The 25,629-nt window shown below is 50.7% G+C and carries 23 protein-coding genes; 15 read left to right on the forward strand and 8 right to left on the reverse strand.

Translation table 11 applies throughout. From position 1 onward, the window contains the following. Positions 1-77 precede the first annotated feature (77 nt). The 3 genes from K3T82_RS19230 (at position 78) to K3T82_RS19240 (ending at position 3,225) form a co-directional block, all read left to right on the forward strand. On the forward strand, positions 78-845 hold the full coding sequence (locus tag K3T82_RS19230; RefSeq protein WP_220195176.1) for an SDR family NAD(P)-dependent oxidoreductase: 768 nt from the start codon (positions 78-80) through the stop codon (positions 843-845). 604 nt (positions 846-1,449) lie between these two features. Then, entirely contained in the window at positions 1,450-1,704 is a 255-nt protein-coding gene (locus tag K3T82_RS19235) for a hypothetical protein (protein WP_220195177.1), read from the forward strand. A 690-nt stretch (positions 1,705-2,394) separates the two neighbouring features. Continuing rightward, on the forward strand, positions 2,395-3,225 hold the full coding sequence (locus K3T82_RS19240) for an alpha/beta fold hydrolase (protein ID WP_220195178.1): 831 nt from the start codon (positions 2,395-2,397) through the stop codon (positions 3,223-3,225). Positions 3,226-3,538: 313 nt separating this feature from the next. On the opposite strand, the gene K3T82_RS19245 is transcribed toward K3T82_RS19240, so the two are convergent. After that, positions 3,539-4,405: a TIGR03560 family F420-dependent LLM class oxidoreductase gene (locus K3T82_RS19245; protein WP_220195179.1), complete on the reverse strand. Its 867-nt coding sequence runs from the start codon at positions 4,403-4,405 to the stop codon at positions 3,539-3,541. Positions 4,406-4,540: 135 nt separating this feature from the next. Here K3T82_RS19245 and K3T82_RS19250 point away from each other — a divergent pair, with 135 nt between their 5' ends. Together K3T82_RS19250 and K3T82_RS19255 are read left to right on the forward strand one after the other, a co-directional pair. Beyond that, complete coding sequence (locus tag K3T82_RS19250) at positions 4,541-5,032, forward strand: Lrp/AsnC family transcriptional regulator (protein ID WP_220195180.1); 492 nt, start codon at positions 4,541-4,543, stop codon at positions 5,030-5,032. A 1,243-nt stretch (positions 5,033-6,275) separates the two neighbouring features. Next, complete coding sequence (locus tag K3T82_RS19255) at positions 6,276-6,431, forward strand: hypothetical protein (RefSeq protein ID WP_220195181.1); 156 nt, start codon at positions 6,276-6,278, stop codon at positions 6,429-6,431. Between the two features lie 242 nt (positions 6,432-6,673). Here K3T82_RS19255 and tnpB read toward each other — a convergent pair whose 3' ends face one another. Then, positions 6,674-7,852: an IS200/IS605 family element RNA-guided endonuclease TnpB gene (gene tnpB, locus K3T82_RS19260; protein ID WP_220195182.1), complete on the reverse strand. Its 1,179-nt coding sequence runs from the start codon at positions 7,850-7,852 to the stop codon at positions 6,674-6,676. A gap of 1,217 nt (positions 7,853-9,069) precedes the next feature. Continuing rightward, the gene (locus K3T82_RS19265; protein WP_220195183.1) at positions 9,070-9,300 is read right to left on the reverse strand and encodes a hypothetical protein; all 231 of its coding nucleotides are present in this window, start codon (positions 9,298-9,300) and stop codon (positions 9,070-9,072) included. A gap of 372 nt (positions 9,301-9,672) precedes the next feature. Between K3T82_RS19265 and K3T82_RS19270 the strand changes: the two genes are divergently transcribed. After that, positions 9,673-9,825: a hypothetical protein gene (locus tag K3T82_RS19270; RefSeq protein WP_220195184.1), complete on the forward strand. Its 153-nt coding sequence runs from the start codon at positions 9,673-9,675 to the stop codon at positions 9,823-9,825. 49 nt (positions 9,826-9,874) lie between these two features. Here the strand turns inward: K3T82_RS19270 and fxsT (K3T82_RS19275) are convergent, their stop codons facing one another. Then, positions 9,875-12,331 (reverse strand): FxSxx-COOH system tetratricopeptide repeat protein, encoded by a 2,457-nt coding sequence (gene fxsT, locus K3T82_RS19275; protein WP_220195185.1) that lies wholly within the window; start codon positions 12,329-12,331, stop codon positions 9,875-9,877. Between the two features lie 200 nt (positions 12,332-12,531). On the opposite strand from fxsT (K3T82_RS19275), the gene K3T82_RS19280 reads away from it, so the two are divergent. Beyond that, a complete protein-coding gene (locus tag K3T82_RS19280) occupies positions 12,532-14,424 on the forward strand; it encodes a DUF7779 domain-containing protein (RefSeq protein WP_268886668.1) in 1,893 nt (630 codons plus the stop codon). Between the two features lie 156 nt (positions 14,425-14,580). Here K3T82_RS19280 and fxsT (K3T82_RS19285) read toward each other — a convergent pair whose 3' ends face one another. Continuing rightward, complete coding sequence (gene fxsT / locus K3T82_RS19285; RefSeq protein ID WP_236031558.1) at positions 14,581-17,112, reverse strand: FxSxx-COOH system tetratricopeptide repeat protein; 2,532 nt, start codon at positions 17,110-17,112, stop codon at positions 14,581-14,583. A gap of 1,224 nt (positions 17,113-18,336) precedes the next feature. Further along, complete coding sequence (locus tag K3T82_RS19290) at positions 18,337-18,732, reverse strand: winged helix-turn-helix transcriptional regulator (RefSeq protein ID WP_220195188.1); 396 nt, start codon at positions 18,730-18,732, stop codon at positions 18,337-18,339. Positions 18,733-18,873: 141 nt separating this feature from the next. Here K3T82_RS19290 and K3T82_RS19295 point away from each other — a divergent pair, with 141 nt between their 5' ends. The 6 genes from K3T82_RS19295 to K3T82_RS47780 all read left to right on the forward strand — a co-directional run bounded on the left by K3T82_RS19295 (position 18,874) and on the right by K3T82_RS47780 (position 22,125). After that, complete coding sequence (locus K3T82_RS19295) at positions 18,874-19,965, forward strand: SDR family oxidoreductase (protein WP_220196483.1); 1,092 nt, start codon at positions 18,874-18,876, stop codon at positions 19,963-19,965. Positions 19,966-20,007: 42 nt separating this feature from the next. Next, entirely contained in the window at positions 20,008-20,184 is a 177-nt protein-coding gene (locus K3T82_RS19300; protein WP_220195189.1) for a hypothetical protein, read from the forward strand. A gap of 228 nt (positions 20,185-20,412) precedes the next feature. After that, positions 20,413-20,895 (forward strand): 1-aminocyclopropane-1-carboxylate deaminase/D-cysteine desulfhydrase, encoded by a 483-nt coding sequence (locus tag K3T82_RS19305; RefSeq protein ID WP_220195190.1) that lies wholly within the window; start codon positions 20,413-20,415, stop codon positions 20,893-20,895. Between the two features lie 153 nt (positions 20,896-21,048). Further along, entirely contained in the window at positions 21,049-21,315 is a 267-nt protein-coding gene (locus K3T82_RS19310; protein ID WP_220195191.1) for a hypothetical protein, read from the forward strand. 416 nt (positions 21,316-21,731) lie between these two features. Then, positions 21,732-21,902 (forward strand): hypothetical protein, encoded by a 171-nt coding sequence (locus K3T82_RS47775; protein ID WP_236031382.1) that lies wholly within the window; start codon positions 21,732-21,734, stop codon positions 21,900-21,902. A gap of 46 nt (positions 21,903-21,948) precedes the next feature. Beyond that, positions 21,949-22,125 carry a hypothetical protein gene (locus tag K3T82_RS47780; protein WP_236031385.1) on the forward strand — a complete coding sequence of 59 codons (177 nt, stop codon included), beginning with the start codon at positions 21,949-21,951 and terminating at the stop codon, positions 22,123-22,125. Between the two features lie 338 nt (positions 22,126-22,463). On the opposite strand, the gene K3T82_RS19320 is transcribed toward K3T82_RS47780, so the two are convergent. Beyond that, positions 22,464-22,892 carry a hypothetical protein gene (locus K3T82_RS19320; protein ID WP_220195192.1) on the reverse strand — a complete coding sequence of 143 codons (429 nt, stop codon included), beginning with the start codon at positions 22,890-22,892 and terminating at the stop codon, positions 22,464-22,466. A 266-nt stretch (positions 22,893-23,158) separates the two neighbouring features. Here K3T82_RS19320 and K3T82_RS19325 point away from each other — a divergent pair, with 266 nt between their 5' ends. Then, on the forward strand, positions 23,159-24,361 hold the full coding sequence (locus K3T82_RS19325; protein WP_220195193.1) for a sensor histidine kinase: 1,203 nt from the start codon (positions 23,159-23,161) through the stop codon (positions 24,359-24,361). A 2-nt stretch (positions 24,362-24,363) separates the two neighbouring features. Continuing rightward, the gene (locus tag K3T82_RS19330; RefSeq protein WP_220195194.1) at positions 24,364-25,059 is read left to right on the forward strand and encodes a response regulator; all 696 of its coding nucleotides are present in this window, start codon (positions 24,364-24,366) and stop codon (positions 25,057-25,059) included. A gap of 239 nt (positions 25,060-25,298) precedes the next feature. Here K3T82_RS19330 and K3T82_RS19335 read toward each other — a convergent pair whose 3' ends face one another. Further along, positions 25,299-25,598: a hypothetical protein gene (locus K3T82_RS19335; protein ID WP_220195195.1), complete on the reverse strand. Its 300-nt coding sequence runs from the start codon at positions 25,596-25,598 to the stop codon at positions 25,299-25,301. Positions 25,599-25,629: the final 31 nt, after the last annotated feature.

A 25,629-nucleotide genomic window follows, 5' to 3' on the forward strand; every position in this document is an offset into this window, starting at 1 on the left:
CTCCTGGAGAGAATGAGGCAACAAGCCTATATATGTGTTTTTCAAAAGGATATCAGGAGGTCCAAAAGGAGTGTGTTATGAATGAACCAAGTCAGACACGGCGTTTACAGGGCAAAAATGTGGTCGTCATCGGAGCTAGTCGTGGTCTGGGGCGTAGCATTGTGGCTGCGGTTTACGCTGAAGGCGCCCAAGTACTTGCCGTAGCCAGATCAGCCGAGCCACTTAATCAACTCGCCTCTGCATTTCCAGGAGTGCAGATCCTCACAGTGGACGCGACGGAGGAGGGTGCTCCAGTACAGGTGTTTGAGAGGCTCGTGCCCGATATCCTCGTTGTTTGTGCGGGGTCCATCCCTCATATGGCGCCCCTGGTGGAGCAAACGTGGGAGCAGTTTTCCCGCAACTGGCACAGTGATGTGAAGCTGTCCTTGCTCTTCTCACAAGCAGCCTTGACCACACCGTTGCCTACCGGAGCAACCGTGATTCTCATCTCTAGCGGCGCTGCTATGGGGGATTCGCCGCTTTCAGGTGGCTATGCAGGGGCCAAGCGCATGCAAATGTTTCTAGCGAAGTATGCTCAGAAGGAATCCGATCGCTTGCATCTCAGTTTACGCTTTCTCGCGCTTGCACCGGGGGGGATTATGCCAGAGACAGACCTTGGCAAGGCGGCAATCGAAGCTTACGCGTCCTCTCTCGGTCTATCACCTGCAGACTTTCTTAAAAACAGGGGCGCGATGCCGACAACAGAAGATGTAGCTCATGCAGTTGTCGAATGTGCAAGCGATCCACAGGAGAGAGCAGGAAAAGCGTTCCTGGTTTCTGGAGTGGGAATCAAGCGTTTGCCATAGACCATGCCAACTTCGCTGAGTACCAACGTCACACTACACGTCATTCTGGATCAGATCTCCTGACGTCACAGGGTTTCTCTTATGTCTGAGAGAACCCTAGGGAAGCTATGCTCTCACAATCAACATCTACCTAATTTGTGATTGTCACTCTCTATACTACCATTATCATCTAGAGTTTGAGCATTGGCATTGATAACGTCGATTTGGCTCGCATCCACTTTTATATCTGGAAGCTTGGAGACAACGGTGATTATTCGTGCCTGTATGCTCACAACGTTTTTTCTGGCCGTTACGGTGGAGTGAAGAGCCAGTATAGTTGGCTATGGATACGCCAGCTAGCACAAGCAGATGTTCCCAGCTTGTGTTCGCTCAGTATCCAGGTGGGATTGCATGTGTCTCACGCTTTGAGTTCATCGAGCACATTTATTTGCAGACACCACCTCTGCAAGTAAATAAATGCATGACCCTTCAACCTTGCCCTTCAATGCTCATCTGTTATGAGGAAACAGTATTCGATGTGATCGCTTTGAATACTTATACCCATTTTTGATCGATGGGAGAATAGTTTCCAATCTCTGAGTTGATTGTCGTTCCGAAAGAACGAATGTTTTCTCAGGAATTGGAAGAATTTCTTCCGCTCCTGGGGCAATATGTCCACCTTGAAACAATTTCTAGGAACAGAGAGAAGGTCAATATGTCCAAGCCGGGTGAGAAGGCAGCCGCAGAACTGCGGGCCCAGGCGCTGTCTGCTTCTCTGAAAGCGAACACGCTGGAGAAGGAGGGCGACGCTGCGGGCGCGAAGGTGTTGCGTGACAAGGCTACGCAACTGCACAAGCAGGCGAGCGGAGAGAGCGAATAGTCGTCGACTTCTCCGTGTAGTCAGCAGCATCAACAAGTAGGAGAGGTGAGTGGCCCAGACAGAAAAACTTGTCTAGGCCACTCACCTCCCCTGTCTTCCACTTCATAGCTCTTTCACCTCACAATAAAGCCCTCTGTATTTCCAGCGACGGCATCCAGAGGACAAAGTGGAGATCCTTACCCGAGATGCTGGCCTCTCAGGTACATCTGTGGGCAACGCTCCTGGTAGTAGGATTGCCGACCGCTCCATCTGGAGCTCTGTGGCTCCCCAAAACATGAAGCATATAACCAATTTCCCTTGTTTTTGTTGACAAAACAAAGAACAGACTCTCAACTACTTGAAGCATTCTGGGGGCTTTCAACGCACTCCCCGACCAGCGTACCGAGAACGCAAACCGCTTCTTCGCGCTTCATGTTGATCCTGGTCTATTCATACGTAAGGGCCTTTCCCAAACAAAAAAGATCACCATATTGACAATGGCTTTTGCATGAGCTACGATGCGATTCTACAACACAAGCGAAAGGAGGTGCATAGAGATGGTTCAAAAAATTCACTCTTACGCGAGGCTCTTCTGTGCATCTCGCTGTCACTGACACATTTGCACATCATACCTATTATTGGTATCTATTAGCCTCTTTCATTCTCCATTACACCGTTAAGATCATATCCTTTGTAAAGAAAGAGACTTTCGTGACAGAATTCACATCAAACACTGGCTTCCTGGATGTGCAGGAAGCTCCCTTGTATTATGAAGTTGCCGGTCAGGGTCCGGCGCTGCTTTTGATCCATGCGGGCATCGCAGATCACCGGATGTGGGATGAACAATTTGCGGTTTTTGCTCAGCAGTATCGGACCATTCGCTACGATCAGCATTCCTATGGCCAATCTCGGGTTCCTGCTAGGCCGTTTGCCTTTTATGAAGATCCTGCTGCGCTTCTGCGGCATCTCGGTATTGAGAAGGCTCATGTGATCGGAGCCTCGTTTGGCGGCAAGGTTGCGCTCGATTTCGCGCTTGCCCATCCTGAGATGATTGATTCACTTCTTCTGGTTGCCCCTGACATCAGCGGTTATCCTCCATCTGAAGAGATACGGCGCTTTGGCGAGGAAGAGGAAGCCTTGCTGGAACGCGGTGATGTCGAGGGCGCGACTGAACTGAACCTGCGAATGTGGGTCGATGGTTCACGACGCACTCCCGACCAGGTGGACCCGCTTGTTCGCCGGAGAGTACATGACATGCAATATCATGCCTTTACTATTCCAACTCCTGAGGGCGCAGAGGTGATAGCTCTCGATCCACCAGCTGCCCAGCGCCTGGCAGAGCTTCATATGCCCACACTCGTCCTTGTTGGTGATTACGATGTTCCTCAAAAACTGGTCATTGCTCAGGAGCTTACAACGTGCATCACCGGAGCACAGCAAAAGACTGTGTCAGGCGCTGGTCACATGCTGAGCATGGAGCAGCCAGAATTGTTCACCAGCACTGTTTTAGAGTTCTTGAACACACAGGAGCGTAGGATGTAGCAAGATATTACAGCCTGACTCCATATGCCCAATCGGGGTCCCGACATTTTTTCGGTATAGACCCATGAGTATGAATGAACCGGACTATAACGCTAAGCGCTTAGCGTTATAGTCCGGTTCATTCATACTCATGGGCCTGCTCCCATCTCAATCCCACTTGAGCTCAACTTTTCTGAAAGGGGAAACATCAGCGGTGGCTACTTGGCCCGATAGTTATTGGTTGGCCTTTCTTGAAAAAGTAAGAGAAGATCAGCAATCAAAGGTTCCACTGATGATCGGAAGTTCACAAGGGAGCTGACCTCACGTGGTGTATTTACTGATATTCCGCTTGCAACGGCAACGCGACTTCCTCTGCCAAACGACGCAGTATGTTTCCAGACGCAGGCACCGGAACATGATAGATGATGTGCGTAGCTCCCACTTCGAGAAAAGCACGCGTTTCAGCCAGCGTCGCCTTGAGATCGGCGGGATCAACAGGAATATGCCTGGAATATGCGATGGTCGCTGAATCGCGACCAATAGCCCTACAATAGCTCTCCAGAAGGAGGCGTTTTTGCGCGTAGAGGTTCGGGGTCGCGACACTACAATCCCAGATATCTGCATAGCGCGCGATGACCTGTAAAGTCCGCTCGCCCTCACCACCAATAGCAAACGGGGGAAACGGCTTCTGTACAGGCTTGGGATCGCAGGGGGCTTCATGCAGCTGGTAGTAGCTCCCGTCGAATGTCACGGCTGGCTCGCTCCAGAGGCGCTGGATCACCTCGCACGCCTCACCTAACCGGCGGACGCGTTCGCCCGGCGGGGGTAACGGGATGCCATAGGCATGGTGCTGTTGCTCCGACCACCCGGTTCCCAGACCAACATTCAGCCGTCCGTGGGAAATCACATCAACCGTTGCCGCTATCTTCGCAAACACCGCAGGATGGCGATAGGTGTTGTCTGTGACCATAACGCCAATACGTAAACGTTGGGTCCGGGCTGCCAGCGCTGCGAGCAGAATCCACGATTCCAGGTAGGGGCCAGGAGGAGTGCTGCTCAGGTCCATAAAGTGATCGTTGAGCCAGGCATGCTCGAAGACGGGAATGCTATCAGCCTCCTGCCACACATCAAGTAGCGCAGTATGAGTGGAATAGCGTTGCCCCGTTTTGATTCCGAAACTGAGGAATTTGCGATTATCCATAGGTTCTATACCTTTCCAAATGGAAAATGATGAGCGTATCCAGGGCTCTAGTATACTCTTTGTGTATGTTAGAATACAGCAAGAAAGGAAGCCCTTTCGGTTGTTTTGCCTGAGAGAAGAAGGGAAAATGCTACTATGGCCTTAGAAATTGAAAAACTCCTCGATGAAACTGGATGGCGTCTGCTCATGGAATTGCAGGAAAATGGGCGCCTCTCATACAAAGAACTGGGGCTGCGCGTGGGACTCTCCCTCCCCTCAGTCGCTGAGCGCATTCGAAAAATGGAGGAAGCAGGCATCATTACTGGCTATCACGCAGAGGTCGACCTGACGAAAATCGGTTTCTCGGTCCTCTCCATTCTCCGCCTGGGGAGCTTTGCCGGCGAGAACTGTAGCCGTGTCGCTGACCTGGCTAGTGCAGTTCCCGAAGTACTGGAATGCTACAAAATCACAGGCAACGATTGTGTGGTGATCAAAGTGGTCACTTGCTCTATGCCTCATCTGGAGCAGGTCATCGAACAACTCTCACGCTTTAGTATCGTCTCGACTTCCATTGTCTTCTCCAGGCCCATGAAAAATCGCATCATCACCCGGGAACTTCTGGAACGGGCACAGGCCGTACAAGAATAACCATCATAAAGGGAGATACAGGGATCACGTGTTCTCATGACGCTGTGCTGCCATCCCTGGCAAATGTCTTACAGCACAGGAGTGTCAAAGACATGCCTTTGCCTTTATCCAGAATTTATACTATGTCTGATCGGGCGCAATGGACAACTGCAGTTTGAGCGGGTTATCGAAGAAGAACTTACAATTTTTAAAGAGATACAAATCCGCGTGGAAGCTCACAGAGAAATCATAACCTTTCTGAGTGTTCCATCTTCTACACTCCTTAGGTACACTTAAGAAGCATTCTCCTCGATGCACACAATGAGACCTTGGCTCGCTGTTCTTCCTTGGAAGATCTTGTTTGTAGACAGTCATTGTGCTCGCATGTATGCTGAAGCTTCTCCATGGTTCCCCTCGAGGAACCTTGCTTTTTCGTACCTGCTCGCTGCCATGATGCCACCAGCAGGTGGCTAGCGCGAATTATCGCCGGTACTTGCTTCCGCTCCGGGATCTTTGCATACAGCAGATTTCGTTGAGCCCACTTCCTTACAATGTGAGCTGAACTTAGCTGATAGCTGGTTCCATTGCAAGGAAGATACAAAGATCCACAACTACCAACCGTCGTTCCAGCTATCGCCAAACAACGATAGCGATCAATATGGAAGGAGATAATTCTAAGATAGACGTATTCACCCAATAAAGGATTCCTCATCTGTCGCATGAGAGGTTTGCCTACCGCATAGATATCTTGTGGACTGGTCAAAAGTAATTTCCGAGAGATGAGAGGAGGCATGTCTTCCTAGTGTCAAAGAAAAAGCCGCCTATCAGGTGTCCCCGCTGTTACGCAACCGATCAAACTGGCACCCACTGTTCCAATTGCGGGCTTGAACTCCCGTAAATTGCAGGCATTTCATTGGAACTGCCTGTAAGATGGGACATAAACACCATAGTGAGGAAGTATATCACTTTCGCTGAATATATTGCTCAGGCAATGGATCTGTAAACGCTATCTCCATATGCCGATAGCAGCCAGTCTCCCATCCTGCGCATCATTGATGCGAAGAGGGTTGACAGGAGTGGCGGCGAAGCCACCCAGTCATCATGCTGGTGGATCGGAAGCCAGCGCTTGATCAGGTCCTTGATCAACATCAGAGGCACTTCTCATAATGAAGGTTCTCATGCATCTAGGCTCAATTGTTCTGGTTTTCTCTTTTGGTGAGAAGAGTATTCGATCTTTCAGGATAAGTGGAGGGAGGTGAACAACATGACGAGCGAACAGGAGCAACCAGTACGCAAGCAGCAAGTGCGCGTGCAACCAGTGCGAAGTGTCAGGGAAGAGATCATCCGAGCACAGAGGATCAATCGGTCTGGTGGCACCGCCACCAGCACCGATAGTTCTACTGGCGGCAACGACCGCTAATGTGAGCAATGGTGACGAGTGAGGGGTGTGGCACCTCACTCGTCACTTCTTCCAGGGCCCTAGAAGAGGGAAGAGACTAGCGCTCAGCAAACATTGCTTGTGCCGCGAAACTACTTTGCTTGGCCCTCATTAGACAACTGGAGGCCCTTATAAGTAGAAACACTATTGAATGAAATGGAAGAGCGGTATCCTTTTCTAAATTGACATCCTCCCCATGCTTGAAGAGCATGGGATTGCCCGAGTCACCTCGAGGGTTTCCTGCTTCGCGGAGGCTTGCCCGAACGAGACGGAACTCGCTCAGGTCTTACGGCCTCTCCACAGGCCAGGACGGCTTGCCCAGCCGCCACAATATTCTTGGCCGCGTTGACATCACGGTCATGATGCACCCCACACTGGGGGCAGTCCCAGCGACGAATCTCAAGAGGTAAGGCATCGAGCACATGCCCACACGCGAAGCAGCGCTTGCTGGATGGATACCACGTGTCAATCTTGACCAGCGTTCGCCCATACCAGTCCGCTTTGTAGCCGAGTTGGGTCACAAACTCACTCCAGCCCACATCGCTGATCGCCTTGCTAAGCTTGCCATTCTTGAGCATGTTCTTCACAGCCAACGACTCAACACATACCACTTGGTTCTCGCGTATGAGTCGAGTCGAGAGCTTGTGCAGAAAATCACGGCGGCGGTCAGCGATACGGGCATGCAAACGAGCCACCTTCAGACGCGCCTTCTCGCGGTTCCTGGAGCCTTTCTGCTTCCTGGCATGACGACGTTGGGCTTTGGCGAGCTTTTTCTCATCCTTGTGGAAGAACCTGGGATTGCCCACTATTTCGCCATCGGAGAGCACCACAAAGGATGTCAAGCCAAGGTCAGCCCCAATCACCTGCTCATTGGATGACAAATGCGCCATCTCCTCTTCCACCAAAATGCTCGCGAAATAGCGATCAGCACGGTCTTTGGTGATGGTGACACTCGAAGGGATGGCACCTTCTGGTAAGGGACGCGACCAACGAATGTCAAGGGGATCCTGCATCTTGGCCAGGGTGAGGAAGCCATGGCGCCAGATGAAGGCATTGGCGGTATAGGTCGCCGATTGGCGCTGGCGCTTCTTTTTGAACCGAGGATACTTGGCACGCCCTTCAAAGAAATTGAGGAAGGCTTTGTCGAGGTGGCGAAGGGCTTGCTGTAAAGGGACGCTTGACACCTCGGAGAGCCAGGTAGACGCCTCTTGCTTTTTCACCTGAGGGAGCATGGCAGAAAGATCTTTGTAGGAGAGGCGTTGGTGCTCGTTGGAGAAGGCATCGGTCTTCTTGCGCAGCGCCCAATTGTACACGAAACGAACACAGCCAAAGGTGCGAGCAAGTGTGTGCTTCTGCTCGTCCGTCGGGTACAACCTGTATTTATAGGCGTGTGTTTGTTTCATACGTGACAGTCTAGCAGAAACCGTGTACACAAGCAACCATGTGCAACACCCTCTCTCCCTCACAGAGGAACGCGCCATTCATCCCCATGGGTGAAGCCCAGCGGTCTTCTGGCGCGGATATGATAATGGATACCGCTCTTCCTCATTTAAAGCGCAAATTTTCATGAATTAAGATCTACAGATAAATCATAGCTTTTCTGAGTGTTCCATCATCTATACTCCTTAAAGTCTACTAGGGAAGCTTCTCCTCGGCCTCTCCGGAGGAGAACCAGCTCGCTGCCATAAAACAACCAACATACATGGGGATAGTGAGATCTTTAGCGTAGTGCTTGCTTAGCTACTCATCTGATTACAAATGGATAGGCAAAGATCATTGTTGATCCAATCGTAGGCTTATGTGCTGAGATTAGGAATATTGTTTCTTAAAGTTTCGTTCCCAAAGAGAACCATTTCCAAATGCAGAAAGAAAATTGGAAACTATTGCATGCACAAGAAAACCGGAGCGTCAACAAGAAAAATGTTCCAACGACGGGAATGGATATTCGCAGCCGTCGTTATGGCACTCCTCATAGGAAGCATCTCATTGATTTTAATTCAAGGAATACAACAGAAAGGAATTCCAGGAGGGGGATTTCCCTCTCCTCATTGCTTTCTCGTTACTCCAACTGAAACGTCAAAGACTACGAATTGTCTTTCGACAGCCATTCCATCTGCGGTGCCAATGCCAACGGCCCGCATAAAAAAAGCATGAACGAATTAGATGAACTCCCATAGACAGATAGTAGCTACGTCAACCATGCGTATCATTTCTTACAGTTAAGCGACTGAAAACAACAATGGCAGAGAGATTTTTACGCTCTTAGATGAGGCACTACAGTGGCAGGTGAGATTATCGAGACAAAGCGAGTCAAAAGCCTCACGTCTCTATAAACGCCATTTCCCCCAATTGGGGAAATGGGAAAACAAACATTACTCCCTCAGTCAGGTAGACAAGAACGGGTGCGACAAATTTTTTTGCGGCGAGATTGTCCAGGGGCAATGGAGAGATGGGTCGATGGGAGAGAACTGCACGTGATTGGAAAGAAGGCGAGAGCACACTTGAGCGTTTTTTGTGTTGGAAGGTCTGGTCGCACGTGGTGTCCTTCGGCTTCAGGGAAAAGCGCGGCGAGCCCGGGGATGATCCCCGGGCTCGCCATAGTACCTGGTGTGATGGGTGGTTAGCGTTGGTTCGCCTGGCGCCGCTGGATCTCCGCGATCTGCTGGATCGTCAGCGCCGCCTCCTGCTCGGGGCTCAGCACCCCGGGCAGCCGGTCCAGAAGCGCCGCCATCTCCTCGGGGCTCAGCCACATGATCTGCTGTTCCGTCAGCGCCGCCACGTCCGCACGGCTCATCTTCTCGGGCCGCTGGTTCGTCAGCGCCGCCACATCTTCGACCGTCAGTCCCGACATGTCAGCCTCCTGGCTGGCTCATGGAAGTGGCCTTTCTGACCGCTTCCGGAAACAGGCACCTCAACGTACAAGGCTCCATGGGCTCGTCTGAGAAGCAGAATACTTGCATCTCAGCCGACTCCGCAAAGTCCTGACCGTGAACCCCATCTCATCCAGATGGTTCGTTTCTTCGTGCATCCAATCTTCGCGCAAAAGGCAGCGGCAGAATAGACTACATCTCTCTCAGGTGAACCTGACCTAGAAGAGAACTTTCAACAATGATTCAGAGTATAGCCGGAAGCTAGCACAATTTGGCTGTGCATTTTAGTGCAAAATGTGTAGCGCATCCCCACTCTGGGTGCGGCACGTTTTTGCACTGAGCCGCTCTTGATCATGAGAACACGATCAATCTCCATTGTTCCCAATGCTTCATCACTTGCCGTTGCCGATACGCCTGTTGGCGGTACAACACTCCTTGGCGCGATGTCCTTTGAAGCGCGTCAGAGGGACCTCACAAGGACAGATATCAAGCACCTTTCAATGTGATAGAAATTGTCGTATTTGTGATCAATTCTTCCAAAAAAGAACAACCTTCTCAATTAATCAATTTGCTTTGCTCAAATACATAATGATATGCACTTTTTATGCGCAAGGTTTCAAGATGGGTAGAGCCTAGATGGTGTTCATAAATCTGCAACGCCCGTTGGTAAAGCGATGCTGCTTGCGTATACTTCTTTTGTGCTGCGTAGATATCTGCCAAACCATCGAGAGTAGCGGCAACATCTGGGTGGTCAGTTCTAAGCGCCTGTTCACGAATGCGCAGTGCTCGTTGATAGAGCGGTTCGGCTTGCCCATACTTCCCCTGATTTGCATAGAGTTGGGCCAGGCCTTTAAGCGGGAAAGCCAAAGAGGGGTGCTCCGAACCAAGTGCATGTTCTTCTATCTTCAATACTCGTTGGTAGAGAGACTCAGCCTGTTCATATTTTCCCTGATCGCGATAGAGGGCAGCCAGATTATTCAGTGTGAGAGCAGTATCTGGATCCTCCGGTCCAAACAAAAGTTCTTCCATTTGCAGCGCTCGTAGGTAGAAAGGCTCGGCTTGTTCGTATTTCCCTAGCTTCCAGTAAAGGAGGCCCAGATTAGACAATGTATCACAAAGGCCATCAAGCTCAGGTTTCGATGGTCTCTCCAAAGATGGTTGGTCCAAAATGGTCAATGCGCGTTGATAGAACAGTTCGGCTTGTTCATACTTTCCCTGCTCGCTGAAAAGAAGCCCTAGACTATTGAGTATGTATCCGATCTGGTAGTGCATAGGTTCTAGGTGATGCTCTCCAATGGTAAGTGCGCGCAATAGCAACAGTTCGGTCTGCTCATACTTACACTGACGCCAGAATAACTCCGCTTGATTTACCAGGCGAGAGATAAGCGTTGGATGACCGTCTCCAAGCTGATGTTCCCCCAGTGCTACTGCTTGCTCAAGTAAAGGTGTCGCTTCTTTGAAGCGGCCACGCCTCAACAAATAGATTCCTACCTTGGAGAGCAATTCGCCCGCTTCCGGTACATCTCCTCCTATTTTTGCAATGAGTGGTACACAGGCAAGTGCTTGCGCCAGATACTGCTCGCAGCGCACCCAATTGACAAACGGTATCCCCTCAGGAAAGGCAGCATTCACCATGCGGATAACTCGCCCTCCCCAAAGCCGCATCTCTTCGGATTCCATCTGCTCTCGTAGGACATCCTGGAGCAGCCGATGAAGGGAAAGAGTGCGCATCTGCGGCTGACGGTGCACCAGAGATAAATTTCGTAATGTCATAAACATCAGATCAAACTGGACCGTATCGCCTACTATGGGTGTAAGTCTTGGCCCCAGGTGTTGGGCACCAATATGAAAGAGCTCTTCTGGAATAGACTCGGCATGCAGAAATGCGCACAGGTATAATAAGTCTAGTGCCTCTTTCTGCGTTTGCTCCAGTTGTCCTTTTGCCAAATGAAACGTTGCGGTCACTGATTGCGGATGATAAATTCCAGGTCCTCCTCGCCTATTCAACAAGAATGGTTGCTGAAGTTCATAAAGATGTAGATAGTTAACGAGGCCACAGCCAGTTTCTTCCAGATAGGCTCCAACCTGATCAAGAGCGAGCGGCAAGCCTCCTACAAGTTTCACCAATCGCGTGGCAGCTGTATACTCGTCAGGCATCCCCACAATCAACTGGTGGATTTGCTCAGATGTAGCATCTCGCTCCAATACTTTCGCTCTTCGTAACAACAACAGAATCCCTTCATCCACTTCCATTGGCTGCAATTCTATCCCATAGGGGAGTATCTCGAGTGTCTGACGACGGCTGGTGACGAGGAAATCCCCCTGAGGGTCTGGTGGTAACACTCGTTGAGGGAGCTCTAGATCTTCCACGTTATCCCAAATCAGCAACCATTGAGTATGTGTAGCAAGCCAGTGCTGAACTGCTTTGGTGACCTGTTGTTGATCACTTTCTGACCGCTCTGGCAACTGGAGCAGATCAGCCATGCGTTGCAGGCTGAACAAAACCTGATCGTTGGTTTCTGACTCAATCCAAAAGACGGCGCGATAAGCGAGAGAGTATCGATAGGCATACTCCAACGCAACTTGTGTCTTACCAACACCGCCTAGTCCATATAAGGCATATGATGATCCAGTGATGGCTGCTCGATCAGGGTGTAAATGATTCTTTATTGTTTCTAAAGTCTCTTCTCGCCCAGTAAAAAACGCATTGCGTGAGAACGGTACACCCCAAAGTGGAGCCGGAGCGGTTAGGCTCGCTTCTAGCAGATGACGTGCATCATTGGCATCAAGTCTTAGGTACTGAATCAATTCAAGCACAATTGCCTTGCTGACGGGAAGAGCTTTTCCTTGTTCCCATCGGCTGATCGCGTGGCGATGCATACCAACAGCATCTGCGAGTTGTTGTTGGGTGAGATGTTGTCGTTTGCGAAGAGTATAAAGAAGAGCACCAAAAGAGCCTGGATTATAGTTGATCATAATCACCTCGCTGATTGCTTTTAGCCACCTATCCATTCTACACAAAATTCACCATTAAATGGAACATCTCCCCATTTATACTTAGAACAGGTGAAGAAGAGACACTAAGTGTATCACTGCTCAATGATAAAAACATCTTGCAGCCCGTATGTTTTCAATCTCCTACAAGCTCTTGCGTATTCCTAGAACATACGTCCAATTAAAATAGCAGCAGGTTTGCATAGAAAATGGAATTGATGGATAGCATTTACTCTGAAACCTTCGGAGAAACCTTGAAGTTTTTCCGCAAGCAGCAAGCAATGACACAAAAACAATTGGCGGCCCAAGTCGGCGTGCATGTCAACACGATCTGGGCCTGGGAGCGAGGAGACTACCTCCCAGATACCAAAGGAATTGTCCTCGAACTAGCCAATCAGTTGCGCTTGAATGATTTTCAGTCACGCCGCTTGCTTGAAGCAAGTCTTACGCATTCCACCCTTTTACCTTACTGGTATGTCCCTTATCAGCGCAACCCTTTTTTTGTTGGTCGTGAGGCTATCCTCAACCGGCTCCATCAACTCTTCAGGCTAGAGCCCATCGAAGATCGCACTGCAGCCCTTGGTTTGACAGGTATGGGAGGAATTGGCAAAACACAAACCGCATTGGAGTATGCCTATCACTCTTTGCAAGATTACACTGCCATCTTCTGGCTCAATGCCCAAACCAACGCGAGTCTCATTGATAGCTTTAAATCTATCGCCAAAGTACTGAAAGCCTCTCCAAACGTCCTTTCAAATCACAATACCGCTATCGCAGCGGTGCTCGATTGGTTGAACAGTCATAACGATTGGCTTCTCATTGTAGATCACATCGACAATCCCGAAATGATCAAGCCCTTCTTGCCGGCGGCTCGGCACGGGACGCTTCTCTACACGACGCAGCTGCCCTCTCTTGGGAATCTGGCCTCTGTTATTACCTTAGAGCCACTGTCGTTGGAAGAAAGTACCCACCTCCTTCGTCAGTGCAATACCCATCAACTTGTCAAATGCCAGGCACAGAAATCGCCCTCCGTCGAAGAAGAGAATGCTGCCCTCGCGCTTGCTATGGTCTTAGGTGGGCTACCTCTGGCTCTAGATCAAGCCCGGACCTATATTGAGCAAACGCGCTGTAGCCTCGCTGAATTTCTTCAGGTCTTTGAGGAGCACCCTCTTCAGTTACTCAATGAGCGAGATACATTTTCCGATCATCCGCATTCTGTTGTCAGCACCTTCACAACCGCTTTTGAGAAATTACACCAGGAGCAGCCCGCTGCGGCAACGTTGCTTACCTGGTGCTGTTTTCTGGCTCCTGATACCATTCCAGAGGCTTTGTTTACCGAGTACATCGCGTATCAAGATCCAATGCTCCAAGGAATGAAGAGGGAAGCCTTAGAGTTTCATGCGATCCTGAAGGCGCTACTGAAACATTCTCTGATCACACGCCATCCGCAACAAAAAACCATTAGTGTACATCGTTTAGTACAAGTGGTTCTCAAAGGGAGATTCTCAGAGGCACAACAAAAAATATGGAATGAACGATGTATTGATCTCCTCAATCGGATTTTCCAGATTGATCCTGATCAGATCCAAGTAGAGCATTGGTCCCGCTACGAGCAGTTGTTGCCTCACGCACTACAGTGTGTCAGGCAAGCTGTCAGCTGGAACAAAGCATCCGTTGAGCTAGGGTCCTTACTTGCGAAGATGGCAGCCTACTGCTTTCAGAGAGAGCGATTTCAAGAGGCAGAGCCGCTCTATAAACAGGCACTCTCCACCTTGCAGCAATGCCTTGAGCCAACGTCTCTCGATCTCGCATTCGTTTTCATAGGCTTAGGAAGTACTCAGTATCGATTACATCAATTTCAAGCAGCTGAATCTTCCTATCGAAACGCCCTTTCGGTGATGAAAATAGATGAAACGACCGATCCATCACGCTTACCACTTTTATATCAAAGACGAGCTTTGCTCCTGCATGGAATGGCAAACAATATGGAAGAGGAAAACCTCCACCATGATATCCTTCAATTTCACAAACAGCTCATGGAGTTAGATCATTTTCATTGGACAGAGTTTCCAAATAGTGCTCCACATCACGTAAAAGGGACGGGCTCCTAAGTAGGCTTCCCGAGTTTTTCCAAAAAAAGCTCGGAGCCTAGCACGTACTCCATTTAAATTCCATCGACTGACCATCACCTAAATTTGTGGAGGCCCAAAAAGCATTTGAGATACTCAACCATAGCTAATCGAGCTTGCGCCTGCGCTCAGAAACCTTCATCCCTTGACGGATTCTTCTGTGCCCAACATCGCATGATATGCAGTCCTTATCTCTATAGTTTTGGAATGAGAGTGACCGAGGCTCAGTTCAGAGATATGGATTGCCCGCTCATAGAGCAATTTAGCTTGCGCACACTTATCTTGCTTTGTGTAGAGTCTTGCTAAACCACCAAGCGAGAGGGCAACATCAGAATGCTCCAGCCCTAGCGCCTGCTCTCTAATGTCTAGCGCTCGCTTATAAAGCGGTTCTGCCTGCTCATACTCGCCCTGCTCTGTGTACAAATCAGCCAAGCCATTCAGTGAGAAGGCGACGAGAGCATGCTTCGGGCCCAAGACATGTTCCCGGATCTGTAGCGCTCGTTGATAGAGGGGCTCAGCGTGCGTCATTTGGCCTAATGAGCGATAAAGGGTGGCGAGGTTGTTCAATATGAGGGCAACTCCAGGATGCAGTTGCCCCAACGCTCGCTCTTGAATACACAGTGCTCGCTGATACAGCGACTCAGCTTGCGCATACCTTCTCTGGTTGCAATAAAGCGCAGCGAGATTGGTCAACGGTTGGGCAATTTCAGGATGCTCTGGTCCCAGCATCTGTTCACGTATCTGCAAGGTACGCTGGTAGAGTGGTTCGGCTTGTGAGTATTTCCCCTGTTTCCAGTAGAGAAGCCCCAAATTATTCAATGTATCGGTGAGAACTAGGTGGTTAGGCCCCAGTGCTTGCTCCTGAATCTGCATAGCTTGTTGATAGAGCGACTCAGCTTGCGCATACTTACCTTGTTCCCAGGAGAGAAGACCCAGGTTATTCAGCGTCTCTCCTTGCTGGACATAAATTGACCCTAGGTGCTGGTCTTCAATTACTAACACTCGCGACAATAATGCTTCAGCCTGTTCGTATTCCCCTTGTCGCCAGGACAATTCAGCCAAGTCCATCAGGTGAGGGATGAGTTCAGGATGGTTAGGTCCGTAATGTTGTTCTCCCAATACCACTGAATGCGCCAATAAAGGTCTGGCCTCTTCAAAGCGCCCTCGCTTCAACAGATAACGCCCTACTCTAAATAGCAATGCAAATGCCTCTGAAACTTCGCTTCCCACCACTTCTATCAGAGGTACGCAGGCAATCGCCTGTGCAAGATGCCGCTCACACTGTGCCCAAGTACCGAAATCCCCAGATGGGAAGGCCGCATTGACCATGCGGATAACTTGCTTGCTCAAGGGATATTCTTTGGTGCCCTCCATCTGCGCTCGCAGCACTCCTTGGGTCAATCGATGGAGAGAGAGTGTGTGAGTCCGTGCCTGGCGCTGCACGAGAGATAGATTGCGCAGAGCAGCAAGCGCCATGTCGAACTGTATCGGATCAACGACAACAGCTGCAAGTGTTGGTTCCAGATGTGTAGCCCCCACTTGAAAAAGTTCTTCTGGAATGGCTTCGACATTGAGAAACGCACAAATATCCAGCAAATCTGCTGCTGCTTGCTGCTCCCGCTTCACCTGCTCTTTGGCAAGGAGAAAAGTCGTAGTCACCGAACGTGGGTGGTTAGCCTCTGGACTGCCTCGTCTATCGAGCAATAACGCTCGATGTTGTTCGTAACGTTGCAGGTAGTCGGTAAGGCTACAACTTGTTTCTTCTAGATAGGCTCCAGCTTGGTCCAGAGCCAAGGGTAATCCTCCTAGCGCCGTCACAAGTTGCGAGGCTGCTCTATACTCGGATGGCACCCTCTCGGCTAGTTGATGTACCTGTTCAGATGAGGCTTCAGACTCCAGTACTTTTGCCCGTCGCAGCAGCAACAAGATTCCTTCCTCCTCTCCCATTGGATGCAGTTCTACCCCCTGCGCAAGTGTTCCGAGTGCCTGACGGCGTGTGGTGAAGAGCTGAACTCCCTGGATGCTCGGAGATAGCATACGTTGCGGAAGTTCCGGGTCTTCCACGTTATCCCAGATGAGCAGCCACTGATCGTGTGTTGTCAGCCAACGACTAACCGCTGCGGCGACCCGTTGTTGATCCATTTCTACGCGTTCTGGTAATTGTAACAGCTCAGCAATACGTTGGAGGCTGAACCAAACGCGCTCACTGGTCTCTGCTTCAATCCAAAGGATAGCGCGATAATCCAATGCATGTCTATAGGCATACTCTAGAGCAAGTTGTGTTTTACCGATGCCTCCAAGCCCATGTAGAGCATAAACTTGGGGAGCCATAGCGCTCCCATTAACAAGTAAATGCATCTGTAATACTCTCAGCATTTCCTCGCGTCCAGTAAAAAAGAGATTGCGCGGAATTGGAACTCCCCAGAGAGGGACTGGAGCTGACAGGCTTGCTTCCAGCAGATCTCTGGTCTCCTGGTCATTGAGGTGCAACCTCCGAGCCAGTTCAAGTACAATAGCCTTGCTTGCCGGGAGCACCTCTCCCAGTTCCCACCGACTGATCGCGTGACTATGCATACCAATGGCGGCGGCGAGTTGCCGTTGCGTGAGACGCTTGCGTTTGCGAAAGGTATGTAGGAGAGCTCCAAAGGAGTACGAGCCGTTGCTGATCATCAGATTCACCGCCTCTGGATCTCCATGCATAAAGCGCATGGGGATGAAAGCTGCACTCCTTTCTTTGAGTGGATAGGATCAGGGCAAATCCTGCTTCCAGTTTTGTTGTCTTCGATGAAGTCGAGAGAGGTATACGCTCGCGAACAGATGAAAGCAAAGGCACTCCTCTGCACAGCACGAGAACTGTTTGTGATGTATGAATAGGTGCACTTATGCCCCTCAACCCTATTGCAGTATCGTGTCGTAAAGCCTTCATCAGCCACCGCATTGAAGCAGGTGGTATGCTGCTGCAATATTTGCTGCAAGAGCATGGCTTACTTGTACATTGGGTGATGTTGCAAAACAATCGTTCTGTCTGTCCATACTAAAATTTTCTCATATATGGCGTATTTTATCAACTGGGGCAGGGGAGGTCCCCGTTCTTTGCTGATCTATATTCGCAGACTGGGCAGTTAGCAGAAGCCGCTTGGCGATTGGCATTGATCCGCATTCTGCAATTTCTCTAAGATCTTTCAGATTGGTAGGCAGTTGAGGCTGTTTGCGCTCGTATCGATTGAGAATATCTCTTACAGAAAAGGTGGCAAGAAAGCCCCAGTCGTACCTCTCGCAAACAGTCTCCAAAAGCATAAAGAATGTCCTTTTCTTCCGATTGTTCTATCGTTCTTCGCTCAAAATCTTCTCATCAAAATACAATACAAAAGAATAATAACCGGTATGAAAAGCTAATGGGGCAATTTTGCCTGGAAGTAGCCGATAACTGGCCTGTTAGGAATTCCCCTTTCCTTGTACACTTTCTGGAAAGAAAATCAACATATCATTGAAAGTTTCTACAGCAAAGACGTGTTGACACAATACATAGGATGTGGGCATGGCAACCTTTCCTGGAGATGAATCAAATAGCTCTATGCACTTACTTTCTCTGACGGATGTATCTGAGGCCTTTGATTTTTGCACTGCTCAGGCCGATTTTGCGATATGCAGGGCAGAATTCATTCGTCACCTTTTCAGAGGATTTCTATAAGACTCGGCGACGTCCTGCCTCGATATGCTCTCGGCAAAAAGTAATCAGGTATGATACAGATTACCCCGCCTTCCACTATTGCAAAGGAAAATCACACAGAAATCAGGAATGATCTGTATGGGAGTAGTGCAAGGGCTGCCGCAAAATTGGGCTGCTTAATAGCATGCTCTTTCCTAAGAAGGTCCTTTTCGGCATGCTTCAGCTCAATAATCCGCTTTTTCTTCCTTCTCTTCATATGCCTGCAAAGCCTGTTCAACCGTCTCCATGTGTTCTTCTGCCCACTGTCGCAGGGCAGCCATCAGCGGGATGAGGGTGGTTCCCAGCGGAGAGAGTGAATATTCCACGGCAGGCGGAATAGTCGGCGTGATCGTACGTTCGACAATTCCCCTGCGCTCCAAATTGCGCAGCGTTTGCGTGAGCATCTTGTGGGAGATCCCTTCGATAGCACGCTGTAACTCATTGAAGCGTGTAGGCTGTTTTTCCAGCAGAGCAAAGATGAGAGCTGTCCATTTGTCGGCAATCAGATCGAGGACTTCCCGCGAATAGCAGCGGGCCATCAATACGCTATGTGCTGAAGATCGTAGCGGTGTCTTTTCCATACGCCCTAGTATAGCATAATCCCATCCAGACGCTTCTCGGTTACTTCAAAGTGCGTACTTGTAAAGCTTCCAAGAAGTGCTTATAGTAAGAGCACACAGACAAGCAATATCAGTAACAGACTTATAAAGGGAGTTTACATGATGAAATCGCAATATACATTTACTAGCAGAGAAAATGAACAAAAACGTAAGGTGGCATTGGTTGTCGGAGCACAGGGGGTCATTGGTCGTAATCTCATCGATTATCTGGCAACACTCGACGATTGGGATGTCATCGGTGTAGCACGACGCAGTGGAGCATCTACCAGCTTGGTTCGGTATGTAACGGTTGATTTGCTTGATCGAGACGACTGCCGCGAGAAGTTGGGCGGTCTCACTCAGGTGACGCACATTTTCTATGCCGCATACCAGGACCGGCCAACCTGGGCCGAGCTGGTTCCGCCTAATCTTGCTATGCTCGTCAATGTGATCGAGGCGGTCGAGCCAATTGCGCCTGATTTGCAGCATGTGAGCCTGATGCAGGGTTACAAGGTCTATGGCGCGCATCTAGGCCCATTCAAGACGCCTGCTCGCGAGAGCGATGCCCCCCATATGCCGCCTGAGTTCAACGTTGATCAACAAGTCTTCCTCGAGCAGCGACAAAGAGGCAAAACCTGGAGCTGGTCAGCGATCCGCCCGTCTGTGGTTGGCGGCTTCGCGCTAGGCAATCCAATGAACTTGGCTGCGGTGATCGCGGTCTACGCTGCTCTCTCGAAGGAACTGGGATTACCACTACGCTTTCCAGGCAAGCCGGGCGCGTACGATAAGCTCCTGGAAATGACCGACGCTGGCCTGCTGGCGCGGGCGACTGTCTGGGCAGCCACCGACGAGCGCTGCGCCAATCAGGCGTTCAACATCAACAACGGGGACCTGTTCCGATGGAACGAGATGTGGCCGAAGATCGCGCGCTTTTTTGAGCTTGAGGTGGCGCCTCCGCTGCCAATGTCACTCGCTGTCGTCATGGCTGACAAGGAGCCACTCTGGAATGCCATGATCGAGAAGTATGGACTTGCTCCCCACCCCTACCGAGAGGTCGCGTCCTGGGGTTTTGGCGATTTCGTCTTCTCCTGGGATTATGACATGTTCGCCGACGGTTCAAAAGCCCGTCACTTTGGCTTCCACGAGTATGTTGACACGGAAGCGATGTTTTTGAACATTTTTGAGGATTTTCGTCGCCGCAAGGTCATTCCCTAAACCGGTCATACGTAAGTCAGCCATGTTGTCCTCGAGGATCCAATGGAGGGAGCGAAAATACCTGCCGATGACTCACAGCATCCATTGGTCGCTCCCTTTGATACTTCACTGGAGAAACCGGTAGAGCAGCTGCAAAGCAATGGGGCGCAGGTAGGGGTGATCGCGTCTGATATGGAGATGATCCCTACCTATACTCGGTCAGCGCTCACACGTTTATAGCAGAACGACTGGCAAGTTGATCATCAGGGCGATCAATCACCACTGAGCTAGGGGGAATGTCTAGCCTTATGGGCTTCCATATTTTTTTGCGGGTATGATCATCACATATATATATTTCTTAGCAATGAGAGCAACAATGCCGTTTCATGGACTTTTCCTCTTCTATGGATGAATCTCTACAAGGAGAAACATCATAAACGTGATAGTACCAAAGAATAGGAGAAAAATATGAACCGATCTCTTGAAGAAGTCCTGGAAAGCTATCCCCGAATTTCTCTGACGCGTTTGCCTACACCACTACAAGCATTACCTTTGCTGAGTACAAAGCTTGGTCTGCATCTCTACATGAAACGGGACGACTTGACCGATCTTACGTTTGGAGGAGACAAGCCACGCAAATTAGAACACGAAGTGGCGCGTGCGCAGGAACAAGGCGCTGACACCCTAGTGACTTGTGGTAGCTCCCAAAGCAACCATGCGCGATTAACGATGGCGGCTGCTCGTAAGGTCGGCATGGATTGTGTCGTAATTCTGAGCCGTGATCAGTACCAGCTATTGCAGGGCAATCTCCTGACGGTCTACCTAATGGGAGCTCAAGTTCATCTCGTTGAGACATCCAATCACTGGGATCTGGAGTCACATGTTCAGAATGACAGGTCCACAGATTGCGCACCGGTCCGAGGTGTTCACTTGCCAACCCCATCATGGTGAGGTGCTTTTTCTCTTACAGAGAAATCAATTCCTATGTCAATTCCATGGCACCGTAGAGGCCATTCGTCGACTACTGCAAGGAGAATGACAGAGCCACAAGGTGCTTGCCCCACATGAACGTGCGCCACTCGCATCCTGCGAGCAGAGGAACGCATGGATGACAACATACCACCTTTTCTGAATCAGTCGGAGTTTGACGCTCTCTTTACCTGGCTCCAGGAGCAATGCAAAACGCGCTATACCCTCTCTGGTTTTCGTTACACGTACGCCAAGACATTTGAACATACCAGGCGCTGGCTTGAGGCCAACGCCTACCTTACCCATCTGCTCTCACATCACACGTCAAAAACGAAAAAATATGCGGCAAACCTTGCCTCTTTTATCAATCTTAGGTCAACTCACCACTCTGCAAACGCTTGATATGACCATCATTGACTTCATGGAGTCGCCACCACAAGCCATCGTCGCGTAGGGCACCCCAGCTATTCTCTCGTACTAAAGAAAATGGGCTCAGGAGATGCGATCAAAGGCTATTTTAACGAGCGAGGAATTTTCTGCCTGGTATCAACGCAACAAGATAAGCCCAGAGGCAGTGGTCACCATCCAACGTATTCGCACCTCTCCTCCAGTTCGTCAAGTACGTGGAAGAGCCTCGAATCTAAGTTGGCGGTATCCGTCTGTGAAATGGGCTGCTCCATCCAGTTTGAAAGTCAGTTGGAGTTTATGGCGATCTACGCGATGGAGTGGGATGATGTTCTGGAATATTACGCCCAGCCAACACTACCCCTCGCTTAGAACGCCTCACCAACAAGCGCGCACGCAAAATCAACCACTACTTGCATATCCAGAGCCATCGTGCCATCGAACATCTAGTTGAAGAAGAGATTGGGGTGCTCCTCATTGGGAAGAATATCAACTGGAAGCTAGAGGGCAACTTTGGCAAGCGTACCAACCAACAGTTTGTGCAAAACCCTTTCGCTCGCGTATCCCCACCTGCTCCGCTATAAAGCGGAGCAGGTGGGGATACGCGTCATCCTCCAAGAGAAAAACCACATGAGCAAATGCAGCTTTCTTGATCTTGAACCAATTGGCCATCATGAGCGCTATGTGGGCAAGCGGATCAAACGTGGCTTGTCTTGCGCCAGCACTGGTAGGCGTTTCAATGCCGATGTGAATGGCAGCCTCAACATTATCCGAAAAGCAATCTCCAGTTCATTGAGCAAAGGATAAATGGCGTGGCAATCCCGTCTCGTGGGTGCTTCACTACCTTGCACCGTCAGACAAAAAGGAAATGCCATCTGTACTTCCCAGCCGCTCACCGCCGACAGAAACAACGACAGTGAACTGCTGTCCACCAAGGAGAACAATCCTTTCTGATGTCAGTGAAAGAGCACGAGAACTCTCCCGTCATTTGCGCATTTTATTCCCTGCTCCACCGTCGTATCTCGTCTCCATCTGAGAGAATTGGCCACGTTTGAGATGATCTATCCACCACAGCTCCCCTCCTCACTCAAAATGGCTCAATCAGCTAGATGGCAAACGAGATGACCAACGACACGAGGCGGACTTTACTTGGTGGCGAATGGTGATCGCAAGTGCTTGCCATTGACGATCACGACGACGCCGAGCAGAAGCAACCCACAGATACCCTGTTCAATCTTCATCCACATTGGGAAGAGGCCAGGGAGTGCAATGATGACCACAATAGCTACGAACATGATGGCGGATTCGAGCCGCAATCCGAGATACCCCATACGGGAGCCTCGGGCCATCCGGACGGTAAAGAAAGCTGTGAGCAGGGCGGATGCCAGAACTATGGTTCCACGAATCCAGACGGCTGGCGTTACGATGGCTGGGTTGTTGCGCAACAAAACGATGGCGACAAGGGTAAGCACACTAAGGCCGAGATAGAAGCCAACAAGCAGTTGGATGTTGCGCAGTGCCGTCTGGCTCTGCGGCTGATTCAGGCGTTCTTCAGCGATATTTCGGTTGGTCATGAGATGATCCTTTCTTTTCAACACCAGATGTTTCTCTGGATTCAGCCCTCTCATTCAAGGAGCTCGATGGACTGAGTGTAGCCGATATGAGCAGAACAGCGCCTGTCCCATCAGTCACGAATCATGGGCCTATTTCTGGTGCCTCTCGGCTATGACCAGCGTCATAGGCCTGCTTGACTGACCTATGACTGGAGACACTGGTATCCCGCTCCCCAGTGCTATATACTGGGAAGATAAACCGATCTTTCACGGATAGAGGGTATATCATGCTTGGCAGGCAAGAACAAATCATCCAAACACCATCCAGGCTCTTAGGCTGGTTTAAACGCTGGGCCGCCACTTGCGTTGTTGGGGTTGGCTATCTCTTTGGTCTCTTTCTGGTGCAGCGTACCATGGTCAACTTGCTTCTGCTCACGGGAATCTATGGGGCCTGGCTCGTGATCTCTCATGCCGCAAGGCGAAGCACACATTCCAACTGGACGCTTGCTCTGTTCTGCCTGGCCTGCGCTTCCCTTTTTATCCCTGTGCCGAGCACGAACGCCTACTGGCTCCCGATCCTGCCAACGACGACAGCCTGTGTGGTGTCAACAACCAGAAGGCAGTGGCTTGGCCCGCTGCTGGCGGTCGCGCTCTGGCTGGGTACCAGCCTGGCGTTCTGCCTCATCACCCGAAAGTTGGATATCGGCGGTCAGGTTATCCTCCTGATCTCGTTTGGCTCCACCTATGGGTGTATGCTGACGATCCGCGAGTTGGCGCTGGCCCATGCGCAACTCCAGGAGTATAGCGCTCAGGTGGAAGACCTCTCGGCCATCCGCGAGCGCAACCGGATTGCCCGCGAGATCCATGACACACTGGGCCATTCGTTGACTCTGCTGGCGATCCAACTGGAAACGGCCATTCAGCTCGAAGCGCGCGGAGATCACCGGCTGCACGAAGAACTGCTGCAAGCCCGGCAGGTGGTAAAATCCTGCCTGATGGAAGTCCGCCACTCCGTCGAGGCGCTCCGACCAGATGAAACCTCTGCAGGCTCGTTACAAGAACGACTGCGGAGGCTAGTAGCAGATTTTGAAACCATCTGCCCCGAGACCAGGATCACGCTCGATCTGGAAGAAGCGATACATCCCCTGAGCCCAGAACTTTGCCACACGCTCTACCGCTCGGCCCAGGAGGCACTAACCAATATTCGCAAATATGCGCATGCCACCAAGGTGCTGCTGCGTCTCTCCACCAGCGGTGGGCCGGTGGAACAGGTGGAACTGGCAGTGCTGGACAACGGGCAAGGTGGTTCGCCGGAGCACGAATACTCGGCATCGGGCTTCGGCCTGCTGGGCATGCGCGAGCGCGTTGCGCTCCTGGATGGGACGCTTCGAGCCGGTCCCCAACCTCGAGGCGGCTGGCGCGTTGACGTGGTGCTCCCACTCAAGAAATCGGAACAAACCGAGAGTCGAGAAACCAAGGAGAAAGTCTAGACATGGCGGAACAGATCCGTGTGCTAATTGTGGATGACCAGCGCCTATTGCGTGAGGGCTTTCGCAAACTGATTGAGATGGAGCCGAACCTGGAGGTAATCGGCATGGCTGGGGATGGCGAGGAAGCGTTGGCGGCGGTCGAACGCCTTCGTGCTGAGCGCCTGGCCCCTGATGTGGTACTGATGGATGTGCAGATGCCGCGCCTGGATGGCATTGCGGCAACACGTGCCTTCAAAGAGCGCTGGCCTCAGATCCGCATTATTATTCTGACTACCTTCGATGACCGAGAGTTGATCCAGGCGGGTCTGCAAGCGGGAGCACAGGGCTATCTGCTCAAAGACATTACTGCCGAGCAGCTCGTCACGACCATTCGAGTAATTGCACAGGGTCAGGTCCTTTTACATCCAGAGGTCGCACACAAAGTCATTGCCTCCTTCCCTTCTGCCCCCATCGAGTCTCCAGCACCCACTTCTGTCACCCCTCCATTCTCTAGTGAGAACGAGCTTTCCCGGTTGACCGAGCGAGAGCGAGAGATCCTGGCCTTGCTGGCTCATGGGGCTTCCAACCGCGAGATCAGCGAGACCCTCTACATCGCTGGTGGCACCGTCAAAAATCATCTCAGCAACATCCTGAGCAAGCTGGGGGTGCGCGACCGGACGCTGGCCGCCCTCAAAGCCAGAGAACTTGGCCTGCTCTGAATGCTCCCTGCGCTCAAGCAGCGGGGGCTGAATCTCTGAAATTTTGGGCTGGCGCGCTCTGGCTCGAGTCAGAACCAAGCTGTTGAGCTGCGGATGATAAGTAGCAAAACCGTTGGTTTAATGAGAGAGAAAGAGTACTCCCCACTCCTATCAATAAAAGACAGGAGTTTGGAGCACTCTGGTGAAGGAATCTCCTAGTAAGCATTGGACTCAGTTTTGAGATGTTCGTGATGAACAGGTTAGAAGAGTCGGTATGACCCCCTCACCGTCAGCTGTTCGGTGGTTGGCGGCTCAGCCAATGATGTCTTGAGGGCCTCCTGGAATGCGTGGAACTCTGGGAAAGTAGGCAGCGGATTGCTTACCCCCTCATCAATTTCTAGGAACACCAGATAAGTCACTTCATCGGCGAGTCGGCAGGACGCGTAACGAATGCCCTCGGGCTGTGCTTTCTCAAGTGCTCCAAAGAGGTGCTTGATGCCAGCTTCGATTTCTGATACCTGTGTTGGCTTCACTTTTGCGCGGATCATGAGGACGTTCATGTTTTTTTTCCTTTCACTTTTGCATTATGTT

This window comes from Ktedonospora formicarum, assembly GCF_016587355.1.
Lineage (GTDB): Bacteria > Chloroflexota > Ktedonobacteria > Ktedonobacterales > Ktedonobacteraceae > Ktedonobacter > Ktedonobacter formicarum.

Excerpts from the sequence above, each read along its gene's own strand:
- K3T82_RS19300 (WP_220195189.1), top strand. The coding sequence starts at position 20,008 with ATGGAGGGAGCGAAAATACCTGCCGATGACTCACAGCATCCATTGGTC.
- fxsT (WP_236031558.1), bottom strand. The coding sequence starts at position 17,112 with ATGATCAGCAACGGCTCGTACTCCTTTGGAGCTCTCCTACATACCTTT.
- K3T82_RS19270 (WP_220195184.1), top strand. The coding sequence starts at position 9,673 with ATGAGAACACGATCAATCTCCATTGTTCCCAATGCTTCATCACTTGCC.
- K3T82_RS19295 (WP_220196483.1), top strand. The coding sequence starts at position 18,874 with ATGAAATCGCAATATACATTTACTAGCAGAGAAAATGAACAAAAACGT.
- K3T82_RS19250 (WP_220195180.1), top strand. The coding sequence starts at position 4,541 with ATGGCCTTAGAAATTGAAAAACTCCTCGATGAAACTGGATGGCGTCTG.
- K3T82_RS19280 (WP_268886668.1), top strand. The coding sequence starts at position 12,532 with ATGGATAGCATTTACTCTGAAACCTTCGGAGAAACCTTGAAGTTTTTC.
- K3T82_RS19335 (WP_220195195.1), bottom strand. The coding sequence starts at position 25,598 with ATGAACGTCCTCATGATCCGCGCAAAAGTGAAGCCAACACAGGTATCA.
- tnpB (WP_220195182.1), bottom strand. The coding sequence starts at position 7,852 with ATGAAACAAACACACGCCTATAAATACAGGTTGTACCCGACGGACGAG.
- K3T82_RS19255 (WP_220195181.1), top strand. The coding sequence starts at position 6,276 with ATGACGAGCGAACAGGAGCAACCAGTACGCAAGCAGCAAGTGCGCGTG.
- fxsT (WP_220195185.1), bottom strand. The coding sequence starts at position 12,331 with ATGGATAGGTGGCTAAAAGCAATCAGCGAGGTGATTATGATCAACTAT.
- K3T82_RS19235 (WP_220195177.1), top strand. The coding sequence starts at position 1,450 with ATGTTTTCTCAGGAATTGGAAGAATTTCTTCCGCTCCTGGGGCAATAT.
- K3T82_RS19325 (WP_220195193.1), top strand. The coding sequence starts at position 23,159 with ATGCTTGGCAGGCAAGAACAAATCATCCAAACACCATCCAGGCTCTTA.
- K3T82_RS19245 (WP_220195179.1), bottom strand. The coding sequence starts at position 4,405 with ATGGATAATCGCAAATTCCTCAGTTTCGGAATCAAAACGGGGCAACGC.
- K3T82_RS19265 (WP_220195183.1), bottom strand. The coding sequence starts at position 9,300 with ATGTCGGGACTGACGGTCGAAGATGTGGCGGCGCTGACGAACCAGCGG.
- K3T82_RS19290 (WP_220195188.1), bottom strand. The coding sequence starts at position 18,732 with ATGGAAAAGACACCGCTACGATCTTCAGCACATAGCGTATTGATGGCC.
- K3T82_RS47780 (WP_236031385.1), top strand. The coding sequence starts at position 21,949 with ATGAGCAAATGCAGCTTTCTTGATCTTGAACCAATTGGCCATCATGAG.
- K3T82_RS19230 (WP_220195176.1), top strand. The coding sequence starts at position 78 with ATGAATGAACCAAGTCAGACACGGCGTTTACAGGGCAAAAATGTGGTC.
- K3T82_RS19305 (WP_220195190.1), top strand. The coding sequence starts at position 20,413 with ATGAACCGATCTCTTGAAGAAGTCCTGGAAAGCTATCCCCGAATTTCT.
- K3T82_RS19330 (WP_220195194.1), top strand. The coding sequence starts at position 24,364 with ATGGCGGAACAGATCCGTGTGCTAATTGTGGATGACCAGCGCCTATTG.
- K3T82_RS19320 (WP_220195192.1), bottom strand. The coding sequence starts at position 22,892 with ATGACCAACCGAAATATCGCTGAAGAACGCCTGAATCAGCCGCAGAGC.
- K3T82_RS19310 (WP_220195191.1), top strand. The coding sequence starts at position 21,049 with ATGGATGACAACATACCACCTTTTCTGAATCAGTCGGAGTTTGACGCT.